Origin of the sequence: Agrobacterium sp. DE0009, from assembly GCF_007680755.1 — a bacterium.
In the GTDB taxonomy this organism is placed as follows: Bacteria; Pseudomonadota; Alphaproteobacteria; order Rhizobiales; family Rhizobiaceae; genus Agrobacterium; species Agrobacterium tumefaciens_B.
The window spans coordinates 93325-117320 of sequence record NZ_VEIU01000003.1; the positions used below are offsets into that span (position 1 = coordinate 93325).

Annotated in this window: 25 protein-coding genes; 15 read left to right on the forward strand and 10 right to left on the reverse strand. The window is 61.4% G+C overall.

Features of this window, described 5'->3' with window-relative positions; translation table 11 throughout:
- Positions 1 to 62: 62 nt before the first annotated feature.
- On the reverse strand, positions 63 to 587 hold the full coding sequence (hutX, locus tag FS804_RS13120; RefSeq protein WP_144577494.1) for a heme utilization cystosolic carrier protein HutX: 525 nt from the start codon (positions 585 to 587) through the stop codon (positions 63 to 65).
- 10 nt (positions 588 to 597) lie between these two features.
- Positions 598 to 945 (reverse strand): antibiotic biosynthesis monooxygenase, encoded by a 348-nt coding sequence (locus FS804_RS13125; RefSeq protein WP_063948195.1) that lies wholly within the window; start codon positions 943 to 945, stop codon positions 598 to 600.
- Between the two features lie 184 nt (positions 946 to 1129).
- Between FS804_RS13125 and FS804_RS13130 the strand changes: the two genes are divergently transcribed.
- Genes FS804_RS13130 through FS804_RS13140 form a run of 3 tightly spaced genes read left to right on the forward strand, consistent with a single transcriptional unit; the run spans position 1130 to position 3887 of the window.
- On the forward strand, positions 1130 to 2023 hold the full coding sequence (locus FS804_RS13130) for a hemin ABC transporter substrate-binding protein (protein WP_144577041.1): 894 nt from the start codon (positions 1130 to 1132) through the stop codon (positions 2021 to 2023).
- On the forward strand, positions 2020 to 3108 hold the full coding sequence (locus tag FS804_RS13135) for an iron ABC transporter permease (protein WP_144577042.1): 1089 nt from the start codon (positions 2020 to 2022) through the stop codon (positions 3106 to 3108). The genes FS804_RS13130 and FS804_RS13135 overlap by 4 nt, the downstream gene beginning before the upstream one ends.
- Positions 3105 to 3887, forward strand: coding sequence for a heme ABC transporter ATP-binding protein (locus tag FS804_RS13140; protein WP_063948197.1), 783 nt, complete (start codon positions 3105 to 3107; stop codon positions 3885 to 3887). Before FS804_RS13135 ends, FS804_RS13140 begins: the two co-directional genes overlap by 4 nt.
- Positions 3888 to 3899: 12 nt before the next feature.
- Here the strand turns inward: FS804_RS13140 and FS804_RS13145 are convergent, their stop codons facing one another.
- Positions 3900 to 4256 (reverse strand): YbaN family protein, encoded by a 357-nt coding sequence (locus FS804_RS13145; protein ID WP_063948301.1) that lies wholly within the window; start codon positions 4254 to 4256, stop codon positions 3900 to 3902.
- 251 nt (positions 4257 to 4507) lie between these two features.
- Here FS804_RS13145 and FS804_RS13150 point away from each other — a divergent pair, with 251 nt between their 5' ends.
- The 5 genes from FS804_RS13150 (at position 4508) to FS804_RS13170 (ending at position 8765) form a co-directional block, all read left to right on the forward strand.
- Entirely contained in the window at positions 4508 to 4903 is a 396-nt protein-coding gene (locus FS804_RS13150; protein WP_063948198.1) for a VOC family protein, read from the forward strand.
- An 18-nt stretch (positions 4904 to 4921) separates the two neighbouring features.
- Entirely contained in the window at positions 4922 to 5635 is a 714-nt protein-coding gene (gene ung / locus FS804_RS13155; protein WP_144577043.1) for a uracil-DNA glycosylase, read from the forward strand.
- A 71-nt stretch (positions 5636 to 5706) separates the two neighbouring features.
- Positions 5707 to 6783 (forward strand): siderophore-interacting protein, encoded by a 1077-nt coding sequence (locus FS804_RS13160; RefSeq protein WP_144577044.1) that lies wholly within the window; start codon positions 5707 to 5709, stop codon positions 6781 to 6783.
- Positions 6784 to 6952: 169 nt separating this feature from the next.
- Entirely contained in the window at positions 6953 to 7897 is a 945-nt protein-coding gene (locus tag FS804_RS13165) for a VOC family protein (protein WP_063948305.1), read from the forward strand.
- A 253-nt stretch (positions 7898 to 8150) separates the two neighbouring features.
- Positions 8151 to 8765, forward strand: coding sequence for an alpha/beta hydrolase (locus tag FS804_RS13170; RefSeq protein ID WP_063948202.1), 615 nt, complete (start codon positions 8151 to 8153; stop codon positions 8763 to 8765).
- Positions 8766 to 8873: 108 nt separating this feature from the next.
- Here FS804_RS13170 and FS804_RS13175 read toward each other — a convergent pair whose 3' ends face one another.
- Positions 8874 to 9461, reverse strand: a complete 588-nt coding sequence (locus FS804_RS13175; RefSeq protein ID WP_063948203.1) for a transglycosylase SLT domain-containing protein — start codon at positions 9459 to 9461, stop codon at positions 8874 to 8876.
- A gap of 676 nt (positions 9462 to 10137) precedes the next feature.
- On the opposite strand from FS804_RS13175, the gene FS804_RS13185 reads away from it, so the two are divergent.
- Positions 10138 to 10671, forward strand: coding sequence for a transglutaminase-like cysteine peptidase (locus tag FS804_RS13185; protein ID WP_144577045.1), 534 nt, complete (start codon positions 10138 to 10140; stop codon positions 10669 to 10671).
- Positions 10672 to 10763: 92 nt separating this feature from the next.
- On the opposite strand, the gene FS804_RS13190 is transcribed toward FS804_RS13185, so the two are convergent.
- Positions 10764 to 11651: a DMT family transporter gene (locus FS804_RS13190; protein WP_186376794.1), complete on the reverse strand. Its 888-nt coding sequence runs from the start codon at positions 11649 to 11651 to the stop codon at positions 10764 to 10766.
- 242 nt (positions 11652 to 11893) lie between these two features.
- Between FS804_RS13190 and FS804_RS13195 the strand changes: the two genes are divergently transcribed.
- Both FS804_RS13195 and FS804_RS13200 read left to right on the forward strand, forming a co-directional pair.
- Complete coding sequence (locus tag FS804_RS13195) at positions 11894 to 13192, forward strand: adenylosuccinate synthase (RefSeq protein ID WP_144577047.1); 1299 nt, start codon at positions 11894 to 11896, stop codon at positions 13190 to 13192.
- Between the two features lie 70 nt (positions 13193 to 13262).
- Complete coding sequence (locus FS804_RS13200) at positions 13263 to 15608, forward strand: hypothetical protein (RefSeq protein WP_186376795.1); 2346 nt, start codon at positions 13263 to 13265, stop codon at positions 15606 to 15608.
- Between the two features lie 296 nt (positions 15609 to 15904).
- Here FS804_RS13200 and rpoH read toward each other — a convergent pair whose 3' ends face one another.
- From rpoH to FS804_RS13215, 3 genes are all read right to left on the reverse strand, one after another.
- Positions 15905 to 16807 carry an RNA polymerase sigma factor RpoH gene (gene rpoH / locus FS804_RS13205; RefSeq protein WP_003522581.1) on the reverse strand — a complete coding sequence of 301 codons (903 nt, stop codon included), beginning with the start codon at positions 16805 to 16807 and terminating at the stop codon, positions 15905 to 15907.
- A gap of 166 nt (positions 16808 to 16973) precedes the next feature.
- A complete protein-coding gene (locus FS804_RS13210) occupies positions 16974 to 17798 on the reverse strand; it encodes a class I SAM-dependent methyltransferase (RefSeq protein ID WP_063948208.1) in 825 nt (274 codons plus the stop codon).
- Between the two features lie 222 nt (positions 17799 to 18020).
- Positions 18021 to 19043, reverse strand: a complete 1023-nt coding sequence (locus FS804_RS13215; RefSeq protein ID WP_063948209.1) for an RluA family pseudouridine synthase — start codon at positions 19041 to 19043, stop codon at positions 18021 to 18023.
- A gap of 38 nt (positions 19044 to 19081) precedes the next feature.
- On the opposite strand from FS804_RS13215, the gene FS804_RS13220 reads away from it, so the two are divergent.
- Both FS804_RS13220 and FS804_RS13225 read left to right on the forward strand, forming a co-directional pair.
- On the forward strand, positions 19082 to 19474 hold the full coding sequence (locus FS804_RS13220) for a hypothetical protein (RefSeq protein ID WP_063948210.1): 393 nt from the start codon (positions 19082 to 19084) through the stop codon (positions 19472 to 19474).
- Positions 19464 to 20321, forward strand: coding sequence for an RNA methyltransferase (locus FS804_RS13225; RefSeq protein WP_144577049.1), 858 nt, complete (start codon positions 19464 to 19466; stop codon positions 20319 to 20321). Before FS804_RS13220 ends, FS804_RS13225 begins: the two co-directional genes overlap by 11 nt.
- A gap of 29 nt (positions 20322 to 20350) precedes the next feature.
- Here FS804_RS13225 and FS804_RS13230 read toward each other — a convergent pair whose 3' ends face one another.
- Entirely contained in the window at positions 20351 to 21601 is a 1251-nt protein-coding gene (locus FS804_RS13230; protein ID WP_144577050.1) for a hypothetical protein, read from the reverse strand.
- A 276-nt stretch (positions 21602 to 21877) separates the two neighbouring features.
- Entirely contained in the window at positions 21878 to 22474 is a 597-nt protein-coding gene (locus tag FS804_RS13235; protein WP_186376796.1) for a DUF1134 domain-containing protein, read from the reverse strand.
- Positions 22475 to 22725: 251 nt separating this feature from the next.
- On the opposite strand from FS804_RS13235, the gene chpT reads away from it, so the two are divergent.
- Both chpT and FS804_RS13245 read left to right on the forward strand, forming a co-directional pair.
- A complete protein-coding gene (gene chpT, locus FS804_RS13240) occupies positions 22726 to 23373 on the forward strand; it encodes a histidine phosphotransferase ChpT (RefSeq protein ID WP_144577052.1) in 648 nt (215 codons plus the stop codon).
- A gap of 85 nt (positions 23374 to 23458) precedes the next feature.
- A complete protein-coding gene (locus tag FS804_RS13245) occupies positions 23459 to 23989 on the forward strand; it encodes a GNAT family N-acetyltransferase (protein ID WP_144577053.1) in 531 nt (176 codons plus the stop codon).
- Positions 23990 to 23996: the final 7 nt, after the last annotated feature.

Below are 23996 nucleotides of genomic sequence, written 5' to 3' on the forward strand. Positions count from 1 at the left end.
ACTGAACGGGCGATGAACTGACTTGGTGTGGGTGAGAGAGGCCGGGTAGCCTCCCTCAGCGTTCAGCCGCGGAATCGGTCCCGCAGCTCTTCGAACTTTGCCAGTTGCCCGGCAAGCAGTTCCTTGTTTTCGTCGCGGCGGACGAAGATCTTGAACATGGCGCCGCCGGCGGCGTTCATGAACCAGACGGAGCAGGATCGGCGTCCGTGGAAGCCGCGGTCGACGAAGGTGATGCCGGCGCAATTGTCCTTCTTGATGTGACCGCCGATGGGGCTGTCGCCGTGAATGTTGAACCAGCCGTGGCTTTCCGTGCCTTCCGGCAGATGGCCCGGCACTTCGAGCACGATATCGCCGGTCTGCACGATCATCAGGACTTCGCCCCAGCCGCGCATTTCGTTCCAGATCGCGTCGAACCGGTCGGCCGGCGTGGAAACGGCGGCACCTTCGGGCAGGATCGCCAGAATTTCGGCCGGCGTCACCTCTGCCTTGGCGGCGATGGCCTCGACGATACCGTCAGGCTTTTCGGCGAGCGCGGCGGCGGCGCGGGCCTGCCTGTCGTCACCGGTCTTCTGGGCTGCAATGCTCATCCGGTCGGCCTCAGGCGGCAATCGAATGGCGTTCGCCATTCTTGTCTTCATGGATGATGACGTCGAAACCTTCGAAATGCGGGCCGGAGAGATATTCCACCTTGCCGCGGTTCTCGCCAGCCTTGGCATGGGCGGCGCGGAACTGTTCGGATTTCGTCCAGGCAAGGAAATCCTCCTTGGTGGCCCAGACCGTGTGCGAGGCATAAAGCGTGTGGTCGTCCGCTTTCGGGCCCTTCAGCATGTGGAATTCGATATAGCCCGGCAATTCGCTCAGATGCGATTTGCGCTCGCGCCAGATGGATTCGAAGGTTTCTTCATAACCCGGCACGACGCGAAAGCGGTTCATGGCGATAAACATCAGAGTCTCCTTTTAAGTTTCCTGTTTCAGTCAGGATATCGAGCGAAAACCGGCTTGGGAAGAGGTTCGTATTAAAGCAAACAAAAATACTCCACTTACGGATTGCGCAGTGGATAAACATGTGTAAAGAACTCAAGATTAATGGCGCCGGGCAATGGCGCCGGTCGCGTTTCAGGATGACGTCATGATGAATTTCCGCCTTCGTTCCGTTGTTTTCGCCGCCCTCGTGCCAGCTGCAATCGCCTTTACCGCGCCGGCTTCCATGGCGTCCGACAAGGGCAATCCGCAAGCCAAACGGATCGTTGCGGTGGGTGGGACGGTGACCGAAATCCTTTACGCGCTCGGCGCGCAGGACCGCATCGTGGCGCGCGACAGCACGAGCAGCTATCCGGCCGACGCACTGACAAAGCCCGACATCGGCTATATGAGGGCGCTCTCATCGGAAGGCATCCTGTCGCAGAAACCAGATCTCATTCTTTCCGAGGATGGTGCCGGACCGGCCGATGTCATCGCGATCCTGAAGGCAAGCGCGGTGCCTTTCGTCACCGTCGATACGCCACCGAGCGGAGACGCCATCCCGAAGAAAATAGAGGAGGTCGGTGCGGCCGTCGGTCTTTCCGACAAGGCCGGCGCGCTGGCCGCCGAAACCAGGGCCGGGCTCGATGCTCTCGCCAAGGATGTCGCCGCTGTGCCGGAAAAGGGCAGAAAGCGCGTTCTCTTCGTGCTGTCCATCGCAGGTGGACGCATCATGGCGGCGGGCAAGGATACCGAGGCGGCTGCGATCATCGAAATGGCCGGCGGCATCAATGCGGCTGAGGAGATCAACGGTTACAAGCCGCTGACGGATGAAGCTGTCATCGCCGCGGCACCCGATGTCGTGCTGACCATGGCGCGGGGCGATCATGCCGGCAAGGCAGATGAGATTTTCGCGCTGCCCGCCTTCCAGTCCACGCCGGCCGCCGCCAGCAAGGCTCTCATCAGCATGGACGGGCTATATCTCATCGGTTTCGGCCCGCGCACCCCAGCCGCCGGCCATGAGCTGGCAGCGAAACTTTATCCTGATGTGGTGAAGCCGTGAGCCTTGCACTCTTGAGTTCGGCCGATGAACGGGTTGCGGGCGACAGGTCCCGTCAGGGTGCGATGACACTTGTCCTGCTTGTCGGCATCCTGCTGTTTGCCTGCGGGGTGTCGCTCATCAGCGGTCCCACGGGTGTCGGCGCCTCCGAACTCCTTGCCTACCTCTCCGGCGGTGCTGATCAGCTCGATCAGCGCGACCGGGTCATTCTTGAGGCGGTGCGCCTGCCACGGACGGCGCTTGGCATGCTGATCGGTGCGGGGCTTGGTGTCTCCGGTGCGATGATGCAGGGTCTGTTTCGCAATCCGCTGGCCGATCCCGGCATTGTCGGCGTCACATCGGGTGCGGCGCTGTTCGCTGTTGCGGCGATTTCGCTGGGGGAAGGCGCGCTTGCCACGGTCGCCGTGTTTTTCGGCCCGCATTTCCTGCCGATCATGGCATTCTTCGGCGGGCTCCTGAACACCTGGGTGCTCTACCTGATCGCCACCAAGGACGGCGCGACCTCCACCACCACGCTCATTCTGGCTGGCATTGCCGTGGCCGCCATCAGCGGCGCACTGACCGGGCTGATGATCTTTGTGGCCGATGATCGGGCGCTGCGCGACATCACCTTCTGGTCGCTCGGTTCGCTCGGCGGGGCGACGCCCGCCAAGGTGCTCGCCACCCTGCCGTTCATCATCGTCGTGCTTGCTATCATTCCCTTCGTCGCACGCGGGCTGGATGCGCTGATCCTTGGCGATGCCGCCGCCTTCCACATGGGCATTCCGGTGCAGCGGCTGAAACGGATCGTCATTCTCGCCGTTGCCGCCGCCTGCGGGGCGAGCGTGGCGGCGGCCGGCTCCATCGGTTTCGTGGGCATCGTCGTACCCCATCTGCTTCGTCTCGCCATTGGTCCGTCGCACCGTTTCCTGCTGCCGGCCTCGGCGCTGGGTGGCGCGGCACTGCTGCTTCTGGCCGACAGTTTCGCCCGCACGGTGGCCGCACCGGCGGAACTGCCGATCGGGGTTGTCACGGCGCTCATCGGTGCGCCGGTCTTTCTGTTCCTGCTGCTCGGACGCGGTGGTTTTTCCATGCGGAATACGCCATGATCCGGGCTCAAAACCTCACCCTCATCCGCTCCGGCCGCCGTCTGCTCGATGAAGTCAGCGTCGATCTGGAACCCGGCAAGGTCAATGTCATCATCGGTCCGAACGGTGCTGGCAAATCCACGCTGATGAAGGTGCTGTCGGGCGAAATGCGCCCCGAGACCGGGTCGGTGACGTATAATAATGTCGAGCTCTCCGTCTTCACGCCGGTCCAGCTCGCCCGCCTGCGAGCCGTGCTGCCCCAGAATACCCAGCTTGCCTTTCCCTTCACTGCGCTTGAGATCGTGCGGATGGGAGCTGTCGCACAGGGGTCCCGCGCGCCGGAAGAGCAGGCCCGCCGCGCGCTCGCCAAGGCCGGGCTGCGCGGTTTCGAGCAGCGGTCTTACAATATGCTCTCCGGCGGAGAACAGCAGCGGGTGCAGTTTGCCCGGGCGCTGGCACAGGTGCCGAACCCCGTGGATAATGGCGAGGCGCGGGCACTGTTCCTCGACGAGCCGACGGCCAGCCTCGATATCGGCCATCAGATTTCCGTGCTGGAAACGGCGCGCGATTTTGCAAGCGGCGGCGGTCTCGTGCTTGCCATCCTCCATGACCTCAATCTTGCGGCGGAATTTGCCGATCAGCTTATCGTCATGCATGGCGGTCGGGTGACGGCAAGCGGGCCTTCGCTGGAAACGATCAGCGATGAGACGATCGCCCGGGTCTATGGCATCGGCGGCGTTGTCGGTCGCCTTCCGGCGCGGCATATCCCCTATGTGCTGCCGCAGTCACGAAATCGCTAGCAGAGGCTGTCTTCAGCTCTCCGGCCGTGTGGCGATGAAAAGCGCGGAGCCAAGCATGACGGCGGCGACGATGGTCGCGCGCAGCGGCGGCGGCTCGCTGAGGAACCAAAAGGCGGCATAACTCACCGTCATGGCCGAAAGTGCCGCGAGCTTGGCCTTGCGGGCAATTGCGCCACGCTCGCGCCATCGGCGAAGCGAAGGACCGAACCTTGGATGGGCAAGAAGCCACGCCTCGAGCTTTGGCGAAGAGCGGGAAAAACACCAGAGCGCCAGAAGCAGGAACGGTGTGGTCGGCAGAACGGGAAGGAACGCGCCGACAATGCCGGTCGCGACCATAAGCCAGCCAAGACAGAGGTATAAAAGGCGCATGTCCAAGCCGGTATCATGAGTTCGCCAGTCAGGATAGGGTGATGACGCCGAATCGATATCAAGCCCACGCCACATCTTTGGCCACAGCGGAGAAACCGGGCCTTTCGCCATCACATTTACCGTGAACGGGTCTTTCCACCTTGTCGGCGGGCGCCTTTAGGGTTGAAAGCGCCGAGCTCAGTCCTTATTCCCATGGGCCGCGATGCCCGGAGCATAACCGGGCCGTCAACAGGAAGAAGAAGGATAACACCATGGCCAAGCTGATCCACTCGATGGTCCGGGTGCTGGACGAAAAGCGTTCGGTGGAATTTTACAGACAGGCTTTCGGACTCGAGATTGCAGAACGCGCCGAGTTCGAGAATTTCACGCTCATCTATCTCAGCAATACCGAGAGCGATTTCGAGCTGGAGCTGACTGTCAATCGCGGCCGCGAGGTGCCCTATGCGCTGGGCGACGGTTATGGTCACCTTGCCGTCAGCGTTGCCGATGTGGAGGCCGAACACCAGCGTTTCATCGACATGGGTCTTTCTCCGGGCAAGATCATCGAAGCGGATTATAAGGGTCAGCCTTTTGCAAAATACTTTTTCATCTGCGATCCCGATGGTTACAAGATCGAAGTGCTGCAGCGCGGCAACCGGTTCAAATAAGCTCTGATGGAGGCGGGCATGGGAGAGGCAGGCGTGAAACTCGAAGACAGCTGGAAGCGCGTTCTTTCCGGCGAATTCGCCAGCCCCTACATGCTGAAGCTGAAAGAGTTCCTGCTTACCGAAAAGACAGCCGGCAAGCGCATCTTTCCGAAGGGCGCGGATTATTTCCGCGCTCTCGATCTGACGCCGCTCGATGAGGTCAAGGTCGTCATTCTGGGGCAGGACCCCTATCATGGTGCGGGTCAGGCGCACGGATTGTGCTTTTCCGTCCAGCCCGGCGTGCGCATTCCGCCCTCGCTCGTCAATATCTACAAGGAGCTGCAGAGCGATCTCGGCATTCGCCCGGTCGGCCACGGCTTTCTGGAAAGCTGGGCGAAACAGGGCGTGCTTTTGCTTAACAGCGTGCTGACGGTGGAGGAGGCCCGCGCCGCCTCGCATCAGGGGCAGGGCTGGGAAAAATTCACCGACGCCGTCATCCGCGCCGTCAACGACGAGTGCGAGCATGTGGTCTTCCTGCTGTGGGGCTCCTATGCCCAGAAGAAGGCCGCCTTCGTGAACCAGCGCAAACATCTCGTGCTGCGCTCCCCGCACCCGTCGCCGCTTTCGGCCCATAACGGCTTTTTCGGCAACGGCCATTTTTCGAAGGCAAATGCCTTCCTCATCTCCCACGGGCGGGATCCGGTTAACTGGCAATTGCCGGAAACCGTGGGCGGAGAAAAAAACCTTCTCTAGCCACTCATAAAATACCTTTACGCTTAGCGGTTGTCGGGATTAAAGATAACCGGACTACAAAGTGAAGGATTATGCCCGTGTCGCTGCTGTCTGCCGAAACCTCCGTCTCGCTGCCCGATCCATTGTCGATCGTCGATGCCTTCGAGAGCCATTTTTCCGAGCATATGGAAATGGAACGCGACGGCGCGACGGTACGTTTCAGGACGGAATACGGCCATGGCAGTTTCAGCGCTGAGGGGGGCCGTTTTGCCGCGCGGGTAAACTGCGTTTCCGAACATATCCTGACGTCGGTCAAGGCCATGGTGGCCGAGCATATTGCGGAGTTTTCCGGCGAAACGGGGCTGGATTTCCGCTGGAGCGGCCATGGCGCCGAACAGCGCGAACTGCCCAATCTTTTCGTCGGCAAGGTCGCGCGTGCCTATAATCTCACGCCGCATATGCGCCGGCTGGTCGTGTCGGTCGAAACTGGTATCGAAAGGTTGCTGACCGGCGGCATGCATGTGCGCCTGCTGCTGGTTCCGGATCAGGCGCGTGCGCCGGTCTGGCCCTATCTTGCCCCCACCGGCTCGATCATCTGGCCACAGGGTGACGATCTTCTCACACGGCGTGTCTATACCATCCGGTCCGGCGATATCGCCCGCGGCGAAGTCAATATCGATTTCGTGATGCATGAGGGCGAAGACATGCCCGGCGCAACCTTCGGCGCGACGGCAAAACCCGGCGATATCGTCGGCATCGTCGGCCCGAGCGGCGTCTGCCCGGAAGCCGAGCGTTACGTTTTTGCCGGGGATGAAACCGCGCTGCCGGTGATGCTGCGCATGGCAGCCGAAATGCCTGCCGGCAAAAAGCTTAGCGTCTACGCGGAAATAGACAATGAGGCCGAGCGGCAGGAGGTGGTCTGCGCGGCAGATGTCGAATGGACATGGCTCTATCGTCGCGGCAAGCCTGCCGGCACCTCCGGGCTCATCGAAAAGGCGCTGCGCCAGCATGCATGGAGTGCGGAGCACGATGGCCTGCATGTCTTTGCCGCCTGCGAAAAATCCGAGGCGAGAGCGGTAAAATCTTTCCTGACCGACGAAATCGGTTTCCCGAAGGCGTCCCTGCGGGCCGTGGGTTACTGGACCATGGGCGCTGCCGACGACCATTGAGATCGCGATGGTTCACCTTGCCGGTTGAACAGTCCATTTTATTGTTCACCGATCGGAAACAATCCGTTCCTGCCGTCCACTCTATGCCGGAGGCGGCTCTTACCCCATCTTAACGCCATGAACAGGGCGGGCCCGATTGCGAGGCCTGCCGGCGAAAAGGGGTTTCATCATGCTTAACCAGATCAAGGGTCTGCACCACGTCACGTCAATGGCGGCAAGCGCGCGCCAGAACAACGGTTTTTTCACCGATACGCTCGGCCTGCGCCGGGTGAAGAAAACGGTGAATTTTGACGCGCCCGATGTCTATCATCTCTATTATGGCGATGAGGTCGGCACGCCCGGCTCCGTCATGACCTATTTCCCGTTCCCGCATATTGCCCGCGGCCGCCCCGGCACCGGGGAGGTGGGGACGACGCTGTTTTCGGTGCCGGAAGGGTCGCTCGGTTACTGGCAGGACCGTCTTTCCAGGGCCGGCGTCGATGGTCTGAAATCGGACGAAGCTTTCGGCAACAAGCGCCTGCATTTCGCCGGGCCAGACGGCGACGGTTTTGCGCTGGTCGAGGTCAGGGATGATGCCCGCGCCCAATGGACCGGCAATGGTGTCGGCGAAGATCAGGCGATCCACGGTTTTCAGGGTGCTTCGCTGCGGCTTCGCGACGAGGGCGCGACCGCCGAATTGTTGAAATTCATGGGTTACGAGGAAGTGGATCGTCAGGACGGCGTGCTGCGTCTCGGTATGCCCAGCGGTAACGGCGCCGATGTCATCGATATCGAAACAATGCCGAACATATCGGGTGCAAGGCTCGGTGCCGGTTCCGTGCACCACATCGCGTTTGCGGTCGAAAACCGCGAAAAGCAGCTGGAGGTGCGCAAGGCGCTGATGGATACGGGTTACCAGGTAACCCCCGTCATAGACCGCGACTACTTCTGGGCGATCTACTTCCGCACACCAGGCGGCGTGTTGTTCGAGGTGGCCACCAACGAACCCGGTTTCGACCGCGACGAGGATACCGCCCATCTCGGCGAGGCGCTGAAGTTGCCTACCCAGCATGCGCATCTGCGTGCCGCGCTGGAAAAGCAGCTGGAACCGCTGGGTGACGAGAAGGCGGTTTAATCCCTCGATAGCCTCTGGCACGACATTGCCTCGGTGTTCTTCTCCCCGAGGGGGAGAAGGTGGCCCGAAGGGTCGGATGAGGGGGCAACGTTGCCGTATCTCGCTACCCTTGCACCCTCATCCCGCTGCCGCGACCTTCTCCCCCTCGGGGAGAAGGCGACAAGCTGAAATCTCTCGCTCCACATGTGATTTCCCTCTGCTGAAAAAGCCGAGCGGCATCTCTGAACTTCCTCCTTCGAGAAAGGATTCTCCCATGTCCAAGGACAGCTATTTCCACAAATCCCGCGCCGGCGCGCCCGGTGCGCCGCTCTTCGTCCTGCTGCACGGCACCGGCGGCGATGAGAACCAGTTTTTCGATTTCGGCTCGGGCCTCCTGCCGCGGGCAACCATTCTCTCACCCGTCGGCGATGTCTCCGAGCATGGCGCAGCGCGGTTCTTCCGGCGCACCGGCGAAGGCGTTTATGACATGGCCGATCTTGAGCGTGCGACCGAAAAGCTTGCCGATTTCGTCAAGGCGAACCGCGAGCATTATCAGGCCGGACCGGTGATCGGCCTCGGTTTTTCCAACGGCGCAAATATTCTCGCCAATGTGCTGATAGAGCAGCCGGAGCTTTTCGATGCGGCGGTGCTGATGCATCCGCTCATCCCGTTCGAGCCGAAGATCCTCCCGGCCAAGTCCACCCGCCGCGTGCTGATCACCGCGGGCGAGCGCGATCCGATCTGCCCGGTGCCGCTGACCCGGGCGCTGGAAGAGAGCCTGAAGGCGCAAGGCGGGACGGTGGAAACCGTGTGGCACCCGGGCGGGCATGAAATCCGCTCCGGTGAGATTGAAGCGGTCAGGGGTTTTCTGGCGAGCTATGGGGAGTAGGTGACCGCCTCCGTCATGCCGGACCTGATCCGACCTCCAGCCACGGCGCGTCTGCGCCGTGAAAGGTTCCTTTCTCGATCGGGGACTTGATCGTGCTGGGCCGCCGCCTCAGCGATATCCGCATTGCTGCAACTGCGCCTCATAACGCAGCGCCATGTTGGCCGAGCGGCGGGCGGCTCGCTGGATGGCAGCATTGTTGCGCCAGCTACCCTTCGCGTAACCGGCATGACCGGAATAATAAGCGAGATAGAGATTATAGGGGTCGTTCAGCGCAATGCCGTTTTCGCGCCGGCTCTTGGCGTGGTACCAGCCGACGAAATGGATCGCATCGGTGAAATCGGTGCGGCTTGCCGACCAGCGGCCTGTTTCGCGCTGATAAACGCTCCATGTGCCGTCAAGCGCCTGCGCATATCCGTAAGCGGTGGACTGGCGTTTCCAGGGAATGAAACCGAGAAGCTTGGTCCGGGGCGGCCGCGCATAGGGGCGGAAGGCGGATTCAGTATAGATCGTCGCCATCATGACAGGCACGGGCACGCCGAATTCCCGCTCGGCCGCTTTCGCGTCGCGCCGCCAGTTGTTGAAGATGCCGTTGCGCTGCTCGAAAATCGCACAGGCATTGGTGACCTGCGACGGTGCGGTGGCGCAACCGGCCAGGACGAGCAGCATCAGGAAAACAACGGCAAATACGCCACGCATAACGGAACCCTTTCGTTCCGTTATTCTTAAATTGCTAACCATTAACGTCGGGTTTTAAGACAAGGTTAATTCAAATGCCTGACATCGGGCGGCCGTTAATACCCTGAAAATTCCTGTGGCCGGGATGGGGCGAAACCGGACGCGCATCGTCGCTTCCTGCCATTTTTCGACTTTTTTCTTCCCCGCACATCCCCGGTGTCATCTGGTGCGGTAGGCTTGTTTCCATACCGGTCATCAAACGTGCGCGCGGCGCGAGATGGGCGGGGCAGGCGGCCGAGACCGGGGAGTTTCCCGATGTCACGGTTGAGGCGGCCGGCATGTGACCTCCTTCCAAACAGGAACCGGTTTGGCGGGTGCGTTACAGGTTAAAATATCGGAGCCGGGCCGCATCGTCTGCAACCCTCCAATACCAATTCATGCCCCGCAGCGATGCGGCCCTTTTATATCCCTCCGACGTTGCCGCGACTTTCGCGGCGGCGATATGGGCGCATGTCCGCGAGTGGGCCTCGCTGTCCAAAAATGAAAACCGATAAAATTGTAGCAATCCGCTTAAAGCGACTGAAAACAGTGCTGTGCCAATGTGGGATCACAGACAGGGAGCGGCCTTTGAAAGAGGTGCTCCGAAAGAACGACATCGAGACCGGCAAAAGCCGGCGGATCGCAAACGGGGTATGAAATGCTGAAGAAGATTATTGCTGCCGCCATCTGCGGAATTGCCATTGCTTCCATGTCCAACCATGCCGACGCGGCGGGTGCTGCCGGTTTTGCGCGTGGATTTGCCGCCGTCGAGAAGTCTGCGGTGACGCAGATCGGTCTTTCCCCTGGGGATGGTTTCGATGGCTGTGTTCTTGCCGCTGGCCAATGTGTTGGCAGTATGTCTGCCCCGCTGACGGTAGAGCGCCGTGAAGAACTGCTGCGCGTCAACCGCGATGTGAACGCCACCATGGGTGCGCTCGATGATTATTTCTCCGATTTCGCAAGTGATGTTCCGGCAACGCCATCGGTAAGCCTGGGCGATTGCGGTGACTGCGCCGCGATCAAGCGTACGGCTCTTGCCGGTGCTGGCTGGTCGTCCAATGCGCTGCGCGTCGCCTTTTCACTGAACAATGACGGATCGCTCGAAAAGGTGCTTATCGTCACCACCGATAAAGGCGACGTTGTTCTCGGCAACACCATCGTTTCTCCTGAGAGCCGGGAAAACGCGCTCTAAGGATTAGATTTCAGCATCGGAAATATCGTTCGATCCGATGCTTACCCATTCATGCCTGCCAGACTGCGCCGGTTTTCCTTATCCCCGTTGGTTCAGGAAGCCGGCGATTTTTTTCGTTCGGCAACGGCGATACCGGCGAGCGCCAGCATCAATGCCACGATCTGGTAGCCATGCAGGGTCTCGCTGAGCACGACCACGGACAGCAATGTGCCGAAAAACGGCACGAGATTGATGAAAAGGCCAGCCCGGTTGGCGCCGATTTGCTCCACGCCCCTGATGTAGAGGATCTGGGCGATGAGCGAGGCGAAAATGCCGGCATAGGTCACCAGCATCCAGCCGGTCTGATCCGGCCAGATCAGTGTGTCGCGAGACATTTCCCAGAAGACCAGGGGAATGGAGGTGAGGAGAGCGAAAAAGGCTGGGATCGCCATCAGCGTTCGCCAGTCGACGATGGGCTTCCAGCGCAGGATGACGGTGTAGATTGCGTAGACCAGCACGGCGAGCAGCATGATCGCATCGCCGACATTGACTTCCAGCGACAGTAGCGAAAGCGGATTACCGTGGGAAGCGAGCAGCGCCACGCCTGCGATGGTGAGACAGAAGCCGACGATCTGGCCGATCAGCACCCGCGTGCGGAAGAGCACGAAGTTCAATACGAAAATGACCATGGGCACGCCGGCCTGAATGACCGCGACGTTGATGGCCGAGGTATATTGCAGTGCCGTGTAAAGAAAGACGTTGAACGCCGTATAGCCCACGGTGCCGAGCACGAAGAAATAGGGCAGGCGGGTCTTCACCACCGGCCAGTCGCGGATGAGTTGCGGCACGGAAATGGCGAAAATGATGGCGACCGCAAATACCCAGCGCAGCATGGTAAAAGCCATTGGGCTGATGTGGCCCACGGCAAGCTTGCCGGCAACGGTATTGCCGCCCCAGCAGAGCGTGGCGATGATGAGGGCGATATAGGCTTTGGAAGGCACGCTGATGGTTCGCTTTTTCACGGGGCGGGAAAATGACAAGGAGGTCGGGCGTGGCCCTGTGCCCGCGCTTCGTCCTCCGCCGGGCGAGATAATGCGGGAAATCGGCGGCTTGTCACGGAAAAAGCAAAATTCTCCATAAGAAACAGGGTCGCTTTCCTTAAAACAACACAGTATACATTCGCGGGTTTGGGTTTCCCATCGGGTTATCGGGCGCGCAGGCGCCATGAGCAGGAAAGCAAGAAATGACGAATGTTGTGGTGGTCGGCTCGCAATGGGGCGACGAAGGTAAAGGCAAGATTGTCGACTGGCTGTCCGAGCGGGCAGATGTCGTCGTGCGGTACCAGGGCGGTCACAATGCCGGCCACACGCTTGTCATCGATGGTGTTAGCTACAAGCTTTCGCTCCTGCCGTCCGGCGTCGTGCGTCCCGGCAAGCTCGCCGTCATCGGCAATGGCGTCGTTGTCGACCCGCATGCGCTGATCGCTGAAATCGGCCGTCTGGAAGCGCAGGGCGTCAAGGTGACCCCGGAAAACCTGCGCATCGCGGACAATGCCACGCTCATTCTTTCTCTTCACCGTGAACTGGACGGCATGCGCGAAGACGCCGCCTCCAACAGCGGCACCAAGATCGGCACCACCCGCCGCGGCATCGGCCCGGCCTACGAGGACAAGGTCGGCCGCCGCGCCATCCGCGTCATGGACCTCGCCGACATGGAGGCGCTTTCCGCCAAGGTCGATCGCATCCTGACGCACCACAATGCGCTTCGTCGCGGCTTCGGCGCGGCCGAAGTCTCGCATGAAACGATCATGGAGGAGCTGTCCTCGGTTGCCGAGCGCATCCTGCCTTTCAGCGAAACCGTGTGGCTGCTGCTCGACAAGAAGCGTCGCGCCGGTGCGCGCATCCTGTTCGAAGGTGCGCAGGGTTCGCTGCTCGATATCGACCACGGCACCTATCCCTATGTGACCTCTTCCAACACGGTTGCCGGCCAGGCTGCTGCCGGTTCGGGCATGGGTCCGGGTTCGCTGGGTTATATCCTCGGCATCACCAAGGCTTACACCACACGCGTTGGCGAAGGCCCGTTCCCGACCGAACTCAACGACGAAATCGGCCAGTTCCTGGGCGAAAAGGGTCATGAATTCGGCACCGTCACCGGCCGCAAGCGCCGTTGCGGTTGGTTTGATGCCGCGCTGGTGCGCCAGTCGGTCGCCACCAACGGCATTACCGGCATTGCGCTGACCAAGCTCGATGTTCTCGACGGTCTGGATGAGCTGAAAATCTGCGTCGGCTACAAGCTTGACGGGCAGGAAATCGATCATCTTCCGGCAAGCCAGGGCGCGCAGGCGCGTGTCGAGCCGATCTACATCACGCTGGAAGGCTGGAAAGAATCTACCGTCGGTGCCCGAAAATGGGCGGATTTGCCTGCTCAGGCAATCAAATACGTTCGGCAGGTGGAGGAACTGATCGGAGCGCCGGTTGCGCTTCTGTCGACAAGTCCGGAGCGTGACGACACCATACTTGTGACTGATCCGTTTGAGGATTAATGTCCTCGGCGATCTAGATTCATAAACCATATCGGGCCGGTACGTCGCCGGTCACGACGAGAAAGTGCTTATGGCGGATTTTGTAGCAGTCATTCGCAAGGCCGTGGATGGCTTGGCGAACAATACTCCCGAGAACCGGGCGAAGGTTTACGACAAGGCGCGCAGTGCTGTTGTGCGCCAGCTCGAGAATATGAAGCCACGTCCGCCGGAAGAATTGTTGCGCCGGCAGATCGCCAAGCTGGACGCCGCCATAGCAGAGGTGGACAGCGAATATGCCGAGGCGCTTCCGGCGCTGGAGGATGATGACGCTTTCTCGCCAGCGGCAGAGGAAACGGCTGCTCCCTATCATCATCAGGAAGCCGCTGAGGAGCCGGCCGCCCAGCCCGCCGAAGTTGTGCACGAGGCCGAACCGGAAGAGCCTGCCCATCGCGAAGACGAGCGGGAAGAGCAGGTTTACGCGGATGCTGCACCCGCTGAGCCGGAACCGGTTTACCAGGAGCCGCACAGTTACGACGAGCCGCGCCACGATGTTCACGCTTCCGAAGAGGAGCGGCTTGACAGGGGGCACGAGCCGGAAGAGCTCTACGACGCACCGGAACCCGCGCCTGTCGCGCCGGCCCGGGTAGACGCCCCCCATGACGAGGTCGGCACCTATTTCACCCGCGCGGAGGAAGAGCCGGCTCACGAGCCGCAGCAGGACCATGCCGAGCCGGAGCCGGTGTTTACACCCGCACCTGTTGACGATGCCGTTCCCCCCCATTGGGCGCAGCCCGTGGACGAGGACGACTGGCGCAAGCTGGACGACGAACGCAACGACGATCTTCGCCCGGCCGACGGGGACTATGAAGAGGTTCGCGACGAGACCGACGGACGCCCGGTCGTCGCCGGTTATGCCGCGCAGCATTATCAGGAGCCGGACCTCAGTTTTGAGCCCGCGCCGTATGGCGAGACTGATCGACGCGACGCCGACGACCATCTGGGCCCCACGGCTGTCGAGCACGCGCCCGCCTTTGGTGGCCGGCACGATTTTGACGAGCATCACCCGAGCGAAGAGCCGGCTCCGAAAAAGGCAGCCGTGGTCGAGGATTTCTCGTCCTATTTCCAGGACGCGGATATTGCCATTCCCGCCAAGGATGCGCCGGCGCTGCCGCGCGCGGACGATGATCCCTTTGGGGAGCAGGCGGCCGCAAAGGACAACAAGGAACGTACGCCCTGGGACGATCTGGATGAACTGATCGGTTATGACGGCGCCACATCTTCCACTCGACAGGCGACTGGTGACGTGCCCGGCCTCGCTGCCACGGCGGCGACGCCGGCCTATATGGTCAAGAAAAAGCCGCGCCGTAACTATGCGTCAGTCGTTCTCGCCGTCGTCGGGGTGGCACTTCTGGCTGGTGGTGGTTATGCCATGTGGATGAACCGCGACGCGCTGAACGATATGGTGGAAGGCCTCGTCAGCTCCGCCCAGAACGGCGGCAGCGGGCAGTCGACCACCCCGACCGAGACCACACAGACTGAGCCTTCGACCACCCCACCGGCGACGCAGCAGCCACCGGCCAGCACGGGCCAGCAGCAGCCGGCAACGCCGACCAATCAACAGGGCCAGACACAGAACCATGGCGACGACGGTTCCGTCACCGGCACCAAATTCACACAGCGGCTGATGGCCGATGGTACCGAGCGCGACGAGGGACCGGCACCGGGTGCCAATGGCCAGCCCGTGACGGCTGAAGGTCAGTCCGTCTACGAACAGAATGTCGCGCCACCGCCTGCGGGCGAGGCTCCTGCCAACACGGCTGGTGCGCCCGCTGGAACGCCGGCTGGCGCGCCTGCGGGACAGCAGCCTGCCGCCGCGGCCACGGGAGACCGCATGTTCCTCTACGAGGAAGTGCTGGGCCAGACGGTTCCGACCGCCATTCAGGGTACCGTGTCCTGGTCGCTGCAGCAGGAAAACGACGCGGAAGGCAAGCCTTCTCCGACCGTGCAGGGCCAGATTACCGTGCCCGGCCGTGGCCTCAGCGCGCTCATCACCTTCAAGCGCAACACCGATCCGTCGCTGCCGGCAAGCCATCTGATCGAGATCGTCTTCTCGGTTTCGCCCGGCTTTGAAGGCGGCGCGATCGACAGCGTCCAGCGCATCGCGATGAAGAGCACCGAGCAGGATCGCGGCAACGCGCTGATCGCGGTTCCGGCCAAGATCACCGACGATTTCCACATGATCGCGCTCAACGACTTCCCCGATGCGATGAAGACCAATCTCGAGCTTCTGAAGAGCCGTAACTGGATCGACATTCCGGTGTCCTACCGCAATGGCCGACGTGCGCTGTTGACCCTGCAAAAGGGCAATGACGGCATCGCCGCCTTCGACAAGGCGCTCAGCGAATGGGCGGCGTCAACGCCGGCGACGGGACAGTGATGATCCGGGGGCTTGCCGAAAGCTGGCCCCCTCATCGCCTCGCTTACGCTCCGGCACTTCTCCCCGACGGGGAGAAGAATTTGCGGCAACCTGTCGGCCTCTCAAAGCATCAGTCTCAAGTCTCCAGCGGAATGAGACGGCGCCCCAGCTTCTTCTCCCCGCGAGGGAGAAGTGCCGGAGCGCAGCGAGGCGATGAGGGGGCGGCGCCTACCGTCTTGAATAACGCCGGTTCATGCATAAAGCCCGCAGGTCTTGCGATCCGCGGGCTTTACGTCGATTAGCGTTTTAAGGAGCGCTTACGCATCCACCACGCGCAGGGCGCGCGCTGCTTCCAGCGCTTCCTTCTGCACCGCTTCCTGCACCTTCTCGAAGGCACGGACTTCGATCTGGCGCACGCGTTCGCGACTGATGTCGAACTCGGACGAGAGTTCTTCCAGCGTCACCGGGTCTTCCGCGAGGCGGCGGGCCTCGAAGATGCGGCGTTCGCGGTCATTCAGAACGCCCATGGCTTTCGCCAGCATGCGGCGGCGGGTTTCCAGCTCGTCCTGCTCGATCAGCACGTCTTCCTGGCTGTCATGGTCATCCACCAGCCAGTCCTGCCATTGGCCGGATTCGCCCTCGGAGGCCTTTATCGGCGCATTCAGGGATGCGTCGCCGTGCAGGCGGCGGTTCATCGAGATGACTTCTTCTTCCGACACCTGCAGCTTCGTCGCGATTTCCTTGACATGCTCCGGCTTCAGATCGCCATCGTCGATGGCCTGGATGCGGCCCTTGAGACGACGCAGGTTGAAGAACAGACGCTTCTGATTGGCGGTCGTACCCATCTTCACCAGCGACCAGGACCGCAGGATATATTCCTGGATCGACGCCTTGATCCACCACATGGCGTAGGTGGCCAGACGGAAGCCGCGCTCCGGATCGAATTTCTTCACCGCCTGCATCAGGCCGACATTGCCTTCAGAGACGACTTCGCCGATCGGCAGGCCGTAACCGCGGTAACCCATCGCAATCTTGGCGACGAGACGCAGGTGGCTGGTGACGAGCTTATGCGCGGCGTCGCGGTCGCCATGCTCGGCATAACGCTTGCCAAGCATGTACTCTTCCTGCGGCTCCAGCATCGGGAATTTGCGGATTTCGTCGAGATATCTGTTGAGACCGGCTTCGCCGGCTGTAATCGTAGGCAAACTATTGCGGGCCATAAAGCACCCCCTTATCTATGGTCTGGAACGGCACCCTCTTTGATCGGCGAATAACCCGCCGGAGGCGCACCGTAAGCTGCGGGTCGTTACCGACCCCGCACGAACCCATGTGACAGATATGTACGCGCGCACCGCGTTTCAAGCGAACGCTGCGTTCACACATGCGTTATGGCGAGACGACCCCTTCTTTGACCTGTTTAACTTTTGACCGGTAGATTCGTTCCGAAAAACCGCCGAGGCCGGAGCGCACCATCAGCTCATACATCACCCTTCGGCGCATCGGATTGTGCAAACGCACCACCTTCGAGCCAAGGAACTGCGTCTCGACATGGGCAAGCGCCTGCAGGTCCGGATCGGTGGCAATCGCGTCCGCATAGATGGCGTGAAATTCCCGGCGACAGACGTAGGTCTTGTATTTCGTCATGGCAAAGCAGGCGAGGTTATGACCGTGGGTGCGCAGGAAATCTGCAACGCCGACCGTCACTTCCGGCCAGGCGGGGTTGAATGTGTCGTCAAAGACGATGACGCCATGCGGCGCGATTACCTCCAGCGCCAGTTTCGCATCGGCCAACACATGGTGCAGGTGATGGCCGCCATCGATGCTGAAGAAGCGCGCCGGGCCAATGCGCGAGGTGATGTCGGCCGGTGACAAACGGGTGCTGTCGCCCTTGATGATGAGGTCCTCATCCATGGCAAAACCCAGCCGGCGTCCGCTTTCCATCAGGCGGTCATATTGGTCCAGGCTGCCGTCTTGCGGCGGGTCGAGATCGAACAGATCGACGCCCAGCACCTTTTCCTGCGCTTGCGCGAATTTGCGCAGCAAGAAATAGGAGCGACCGTAATAAACGCCGATTTCCGCGATGCCGCCGTGCAGGGCGCTTCTCGTCTGGGCCTGCAACAGCGCCTTGAAGACGAGCGCATCGGGCGGGTCGATATAACCTTCGACGCTTCGCAATTCCTGAAAAATAAACCGGCGGTCTTCAATCGTCATGCGCACTCGATCCCGTCATCATGCCGGTTCCGTTCAAGGCGGCTCGAACGTGCGCCGGTTCAAGGCTTTGCGAGGCAAAGGAGGTGCGAGGATTAAAGCGAAATTGGGGCGGTCTATAAAAAGGACCGACTGCGGAATATCGCGTTTCGCTAATCTGTTTTTATAATCCGAAGCTTCCGGCGAAATGGGCGGCGCAGCTTTTTAGGCCTGCGCCATGCGTTTTCAGGCCTGCAGGGCGGCGATCAACTCTTCCATATCGTCCGGCAGGTCGGTTTCGAACTCCATCACCTCGCCGGTGCGGGGGTGTTCGAAAGCCAGCAGATAGGCGTGCAGCGCTTGGCGCGGAAAGCGCCCGACGATGCTCTTTGCCGGTTCCTCGAGAAGGTTCGCCTTGGTGCGGAAAGCCGCACCATATTCGGGATCGCCGATCAGCGGATGGCCGATATGGGCCATGTGCACGCGGATCTGGTGGGTGCGGCCGGTTTCCAGGCGGCATTCCACCATGGAGGCGAGGCAGGTGGCATCCGCCCGTTCGTGATATCGCTCCACCACCTCGTAATGGGTGATCGCCTCACGGGCATCGTCCGAATCCTCGTGCTTGACAGCGCGTTTTGTGCGATCGGCACCGCGGCCGAGAGCGGCGTCGATGGTGCCGCGAAGCGTGCGCGGGCGACCCCAGACAACGGCCTTATAGGCGCGTTCCAGCGGGCCGGTGCGGCCATGATCGGCAAATTGCGCGGCCAGATGCCGGTGGGCATTGTCGTTCTTCGCCACGACCATGACACCTGACGTTTCCTTGTCCAGCCGGTGCACGATGCCGGGGCGCTTGACGCCGCCAATGCCGGAGAGGCTGTCGCCGCAATGGTGAATGAGGGCGTTGACCAGCGTTCCCGTCCAGTTGCCGGCGCCGGGATGCACCACGAGACCCGGGGGCTTCACCAGAACGATCAGGTCGTCATCCTCATATTCCACATCGAGCGGGATATCCTCGCCCTTGGGCTCAGGGTCTTCCGGTTCCGGCATAAGGATTTCGATACGGTCGCCGGGATGCACCTTCTTTTTCGGCTCCGTCACCGGCTTGCTGTTGATGGAAACGGCACCCTGTTCGATCAGCGCCTTCAGCCGGCTGCGGGAGAAATCGCCGCCCACCTCGCCCGCCAGCCAGGAATCGAGGCGGCCTTCGGCGTCTTCCCCGGCAATCAGGACTTTCCTTGCGTCTCCGCCTTGTTTAAAGGGGTCGTTCATTCTTATTTTTCCGATCCATCAGCATTTCAGGGAACCCGATGACGCAGATCGAGCAAGACGAACAGGAAGACAAGCCGCTTGATCCGGTCATGGAAAAACTTCGCCGCCGGATGATCCGTTTGCAGATCGTTTCGGGCTCCGTGATGTTCATCGCCCTTATGGCTGTCTTTGGTGCCGTTGTCTACAAGGCGACGGGTAGCTCGAAAACGCCGGCAACGCAAAGCGTCGCGCCAAATCTAGCCGTGCCAACCGGCAATGGCCCGATGGCGGTCACCGCCAGCCTGCCGCAGGGCTTCACCATTGAAAACGTCAGCTATTCCGGCGGCGATATGCTGTTTTATGGCCGGCTGGCAAACGGAACCCGCAAGGCGCTGGTCTTCAATGTCGCCAGCGGCCGGTTCCTCGCGGATGTGACTGTTGATGGCCAGTGAGGCCGAACATCCATTTTTCGGTCAGCGGGCGCTGATCCCGGTTGAAGACCCGACCGACCCGCGCATTGCCGCCTTTCGCGACATTCGCGAGCGTGATCTCACCGGCCGGCAGGGGCGTTTCATTGCCGAGGGTACGGTGGTGCTGCGCATGCTGGCTGCCGCTCACAAGGCGGGTGGGGCCTTTGCGGCGGAAAGCATCCTGATCCTGCGCAACCGTCTTTCCGGCGTTGCCGATATCCTCGCCGAATTCCCCGATGATGTCCCGGTTTACGTGGCGGAAGCGCCGGTGCTGGATGGTATCGTCGGTTTCCACCTGCATCGCGGCATTCTGGCGCTCGGGCGGCGCGTGCGCGATGATGGGCTGGAAGAGACGATAGCAGCACTTCCTGCCTCGTCTCTGGTGCTCGTCGGCTGCGGCATTTCCAACCACGACAATCTCGGTGCGATGTTCCGCAATGCGGCAGCCTTTTATGCCGATGCGGTGCTGCTGGACGAGACGTGCTGCGATCCGCTCTATCGCAAGGCGCTGCGGGTATCCGTCGGGTCGGTGCTCTCGGTTCCCTATTACCGCGGCGGCGGGGCGGTCGCGATGCTGGAGCGGCTTTCCGGGGCTGGTTTTGCAATCTGGAGCCTTTCGCCGGGTGGCGAGACCGAAATCCGCGATATTCCACGCTCCGGGCGGATGGCGTTGGTCATCGGCACGGAAGGCGAGGGCTTGCCGCAATCGGTACTGTCGCGGTTTCATACGGCGAGGATTGCGCAGTCGCCGCAGTTGGATAGCCTCAATGCGGGCACGGCCTCCGGGCTCGCGCTTTATCAGATGGCGGGGGTGATGCGGCGGGTGTAGATCAGAGCCGCTTTAGCACTTCGGCGAACCTAGCGTTTCCGATTCTCCATCACCACCTTAGCCCGCGCCGCAAGGCTTTCCCGCCCCGACGAATCTGACGCCTTGGCGAGGAGCCCCGGAATGGGTGATGCCTCGCCCTCCCGCGCTGCTGTCAACGCGATCATCTCGGCTGCGATCCGTGCGATTTCGCGGCGGATGGGCTCGTCGTTGCCGGTGCCGCGCACGTTCAGCAGGCGTTCGGTGAGAGCGGTGCCCTGATTGCGGATATCCTCGATTTCCTGTTCCAGACCTTCCGGCGCCGTCGCGTCCGGCTCTGCGCTGGGCTCCTCCGGCGGGGAGGCGGGGGCGGCATCCTCCGGGGCTGCCGTCTGTGGCACCTCCTTCTCGATAGCCGGTGCGGTTTCGAGCGTGGCGGCAGGGGCAGTTGCTGCGGGTTGCGGCTGCTCAACCGGCTTTTCAGCGGGAACGGCCGGGTTCGGCAGGCGAATGATCATGTCGTTGCTGCGGCCGCCGGTTGCCGCCAGTTGTTCTTTCAGCCGCGCGACTTCCTGGTTGCGCAGGGTCAGCATCGTGTCGAGGTCGGCGTTTTTGGCGATGGTGCTCGCCAGCTGTTCCTCCAGCCTTGTTACCTTGCGGCTTTCGCGGGCAACGGCCTCCATCGCTTCCCGGTTGCGGCTGGCGATATCCTGAAGTTCTCGGGTCACGGTCTCGCCTTCCTTACGGAAGCGTGTGGCGCTTTGCTTCGCCTGTTCGGCTTCAAGGTCGCGGGTGGCGGCGAGGATTTTCGAATCATCCAGCTCGCGCGTCAGGTTGGTGAGGCGCGCGGTGAGGTCGGCCATCTGGTTCGCGCGCTCGTTGGCGGCCTGCTCCTGTTGCGAGAGCGCGGCCTGGATCGTAGAGGCGCGGTCTTCGGCGGCGTCGAGTGCTGCGCGCAATTCGCCGATTTCCAGCGTCAGTTCCTCGATTTTCAGCGACAGGCCACGGTTTTGTTCGCCCAGCCGATAGGCATCGCTGGAGGCGGCTTCGTTGGCAAGGCGCAGCGATGTGTTCTTCTCCCGCTCCGTTTCCAGCTCCTGGCGCACCTTGGCGTTTTCGGCGGCATAGAGTGCGCGGGCCATGTCCTTCTGGGCGCGCACTTCCTGCGGGCTGATGGGCATCGTGGCGTGGATGCGCTTTTCCGTATAGGCGACGATCCGCCGGTGGATCGCAGGTGCGATCAACAGAGCCAGCAGGGTTGCGGTGAGAAAACCCAGTCCGAAGAGAATGGCATATTCGATCACGCTTTACAGTCTCCGAAACTCAGATACGCGCGCATTCGGAAAGAGGGGCGCGAAAACACGTTACGCTATTATTGCAACCGTGGGGAGGGGTTTCCCTTCGGCAATTCATGGGCGGGACCTTGCCACTTGTTTCTTCTCCCCGAGAGGGGGAAGTCCGCGTCAGCGGGATGCGGGGTCAAGGATTATGAGATACGGCAAGGTTGCCCCCTCATCCGACCCTTCGGGCCACCTTCTCCCCGGCGGGGAGAAGAAAGCTGCCGCAATAGTCTTGTCTTATCAGAACGGGTTCCAGGTCGGCTGCTGGGTGAGCTTGAGATAACCGACGTTGATGCCGAGGCGCGCGCCGATGCCGGTGCGGATGGGCGCCAGCGTCACGTCGCTGCTTTTCAGATAGGTCATGCCGACGCCGGCGACGATGAAGGCGGAGCCACTGACGCCGCCATAACGGCGATAAAGCGAATCGACGGAGGGCAGATTATAGACCAGCATCATGGCGCGGGTGCCCTGTCCGCCATAATCAAGCCCGAGCGACGGTCCTTGCCAGAAGACGGGGTGTTGGCCGGCATTCTTGGTGTAGAGCATGCCTTCGCCGTAGGTGAGGCCAGCAACGAAGGCGCCGGAGCCTTCCTGGCCGAGAATGTAGCCGTTCGGAAGGCCATATTGCTGGAAGGCCCGCTCCACCACCTTGGCAAGGCCGCCTGTGGTTTCACCGAAGAATCCGTGGCCTGCATCCACGACTTCCTGGAAAGTATACTGATCGCTGTTCTGGGCCGCCGCCGGCGCAACCCACATCAACAGGCTCGCAAGGAGCGCAACAATCTTTCCCAGTCCGAGGCGTGCAATGGTGCGGGTTTTCGTAAGGCGCATCGTCATGTCCGTCCGTCTGTTTCGTTGGCGCATCAGCCCAAAAATCCGAATCGATTTTCGAAAGGGCGGCCGCGCAGAGTCAAAGTTCTACAGCATGTTTCGTGCATTCTTGCGGATACACGGGGCTCCAGTGTGGCCTGTTAAGGCATTTGGCATTTTGAAACCATCCTATTAACAATCGGTTTACCAAATATGGTGTCATTATGGCTTAACAATTTCCACACCGTCCGCGCCTCCCTTGCGCAGGAGAGAATTTTATGACCAGCAAACTCAATATCACGCTGTCCGGTCCCGATCTGGCGGCCCTTTTGTGCAGCCGTGTGTGCCATGACGTGATATCCCCTGTCGGCGCCATCAATAACGGCCTCGAACTTCTGGACGAGGGCGGCACGGATGACGACGCCCTCGACCTCATCCGCACGTCCGCCCTTAACGCATCCGTGCGGCTTAAGTTCGCCCGCCTTGCATTCGGCGCTTCCGGTTCCGCCGGCGCGTCGATCGATACCGGCGAGGCCGAAAAGGCTGCGCAGGATTTCGCCGCCGCCGAAAAGAAGGCGGAGGTCAGCTGGAACGGTCCGCGCGCCATCGTTGCGAAGAATCGTGTCAAACTTCTGCTCAACCTTTTCCTCGTCGCTTACGGCGCGATCCCGCGCGGCGGTAATGTGGATGTGCTGCTGGAAAATCCCGATGGCGACGCCAGGTTCGAGATCACCGTCAAGGGCCGGATGATGCGCGTGCCGGCGAAGTTCGTGGAAATTTACGAGGGCCGGCTGGAAGAGGCGGTCGACGCCCATTCCGTGCAGCCATACTACACGCTGCTTCTGGCTGAAGAGGCCAACATGGAGGTGGACTACAAGGTGCATGACGATCGCATTGTCTTCACGGCGAAGTCGATCACGGCGTGATCGTTTCGGTGCGAGCGTGACGTTATCAGGGGGTCGGGCCGGCTTTGCCAGTGCCCGGCCTTTTCGTTTGAGAGGAGGAGATTTCTTGATCCGCATCGAAACCCCGCGTCTCTGTCTTCGGCCGCATGCCATCGAGGATGAGGGGCGCTATTGCGCGTTCTGGAGCGCTGCCATCCAGCCGATCCCCGGCGTGAGTTCGATCGCGCCGCTCGATCCGGAGCTCGCCTTCGCACGGCTTCTGCGCTTCATCGGCCACTGGTCCGTCTTCGGCTTCGGCCCCTTCGTGGTGGAGGAAACCGCCACGGGGCGGATCGTCGGCGAGGTCGGTCTCGCCAACATGCGCCGCGGCCACGGTGCGGATTTCGATACCGCGCCGGAGGCCATGTGGAAGATCGACAGGGATCTGACGGGCAAGGGCGTCGCCAGCGAGGCGGTGCAGGCCGCCCTTGGCTGGTTCGACGCGCAGCGCATATCGAACAGTATCGTGTGCATGATCGATCCGCTCAACACGCCCTCCCTCGCAATCGCCACCCGCTTCGGCTTCCGGCCTTTGCGGGATACGACGTTCCGGGAATGCCCGGTGCGGTTGTTTGAGCGGGTTGTTCAGACCCGCTGATTCGCAT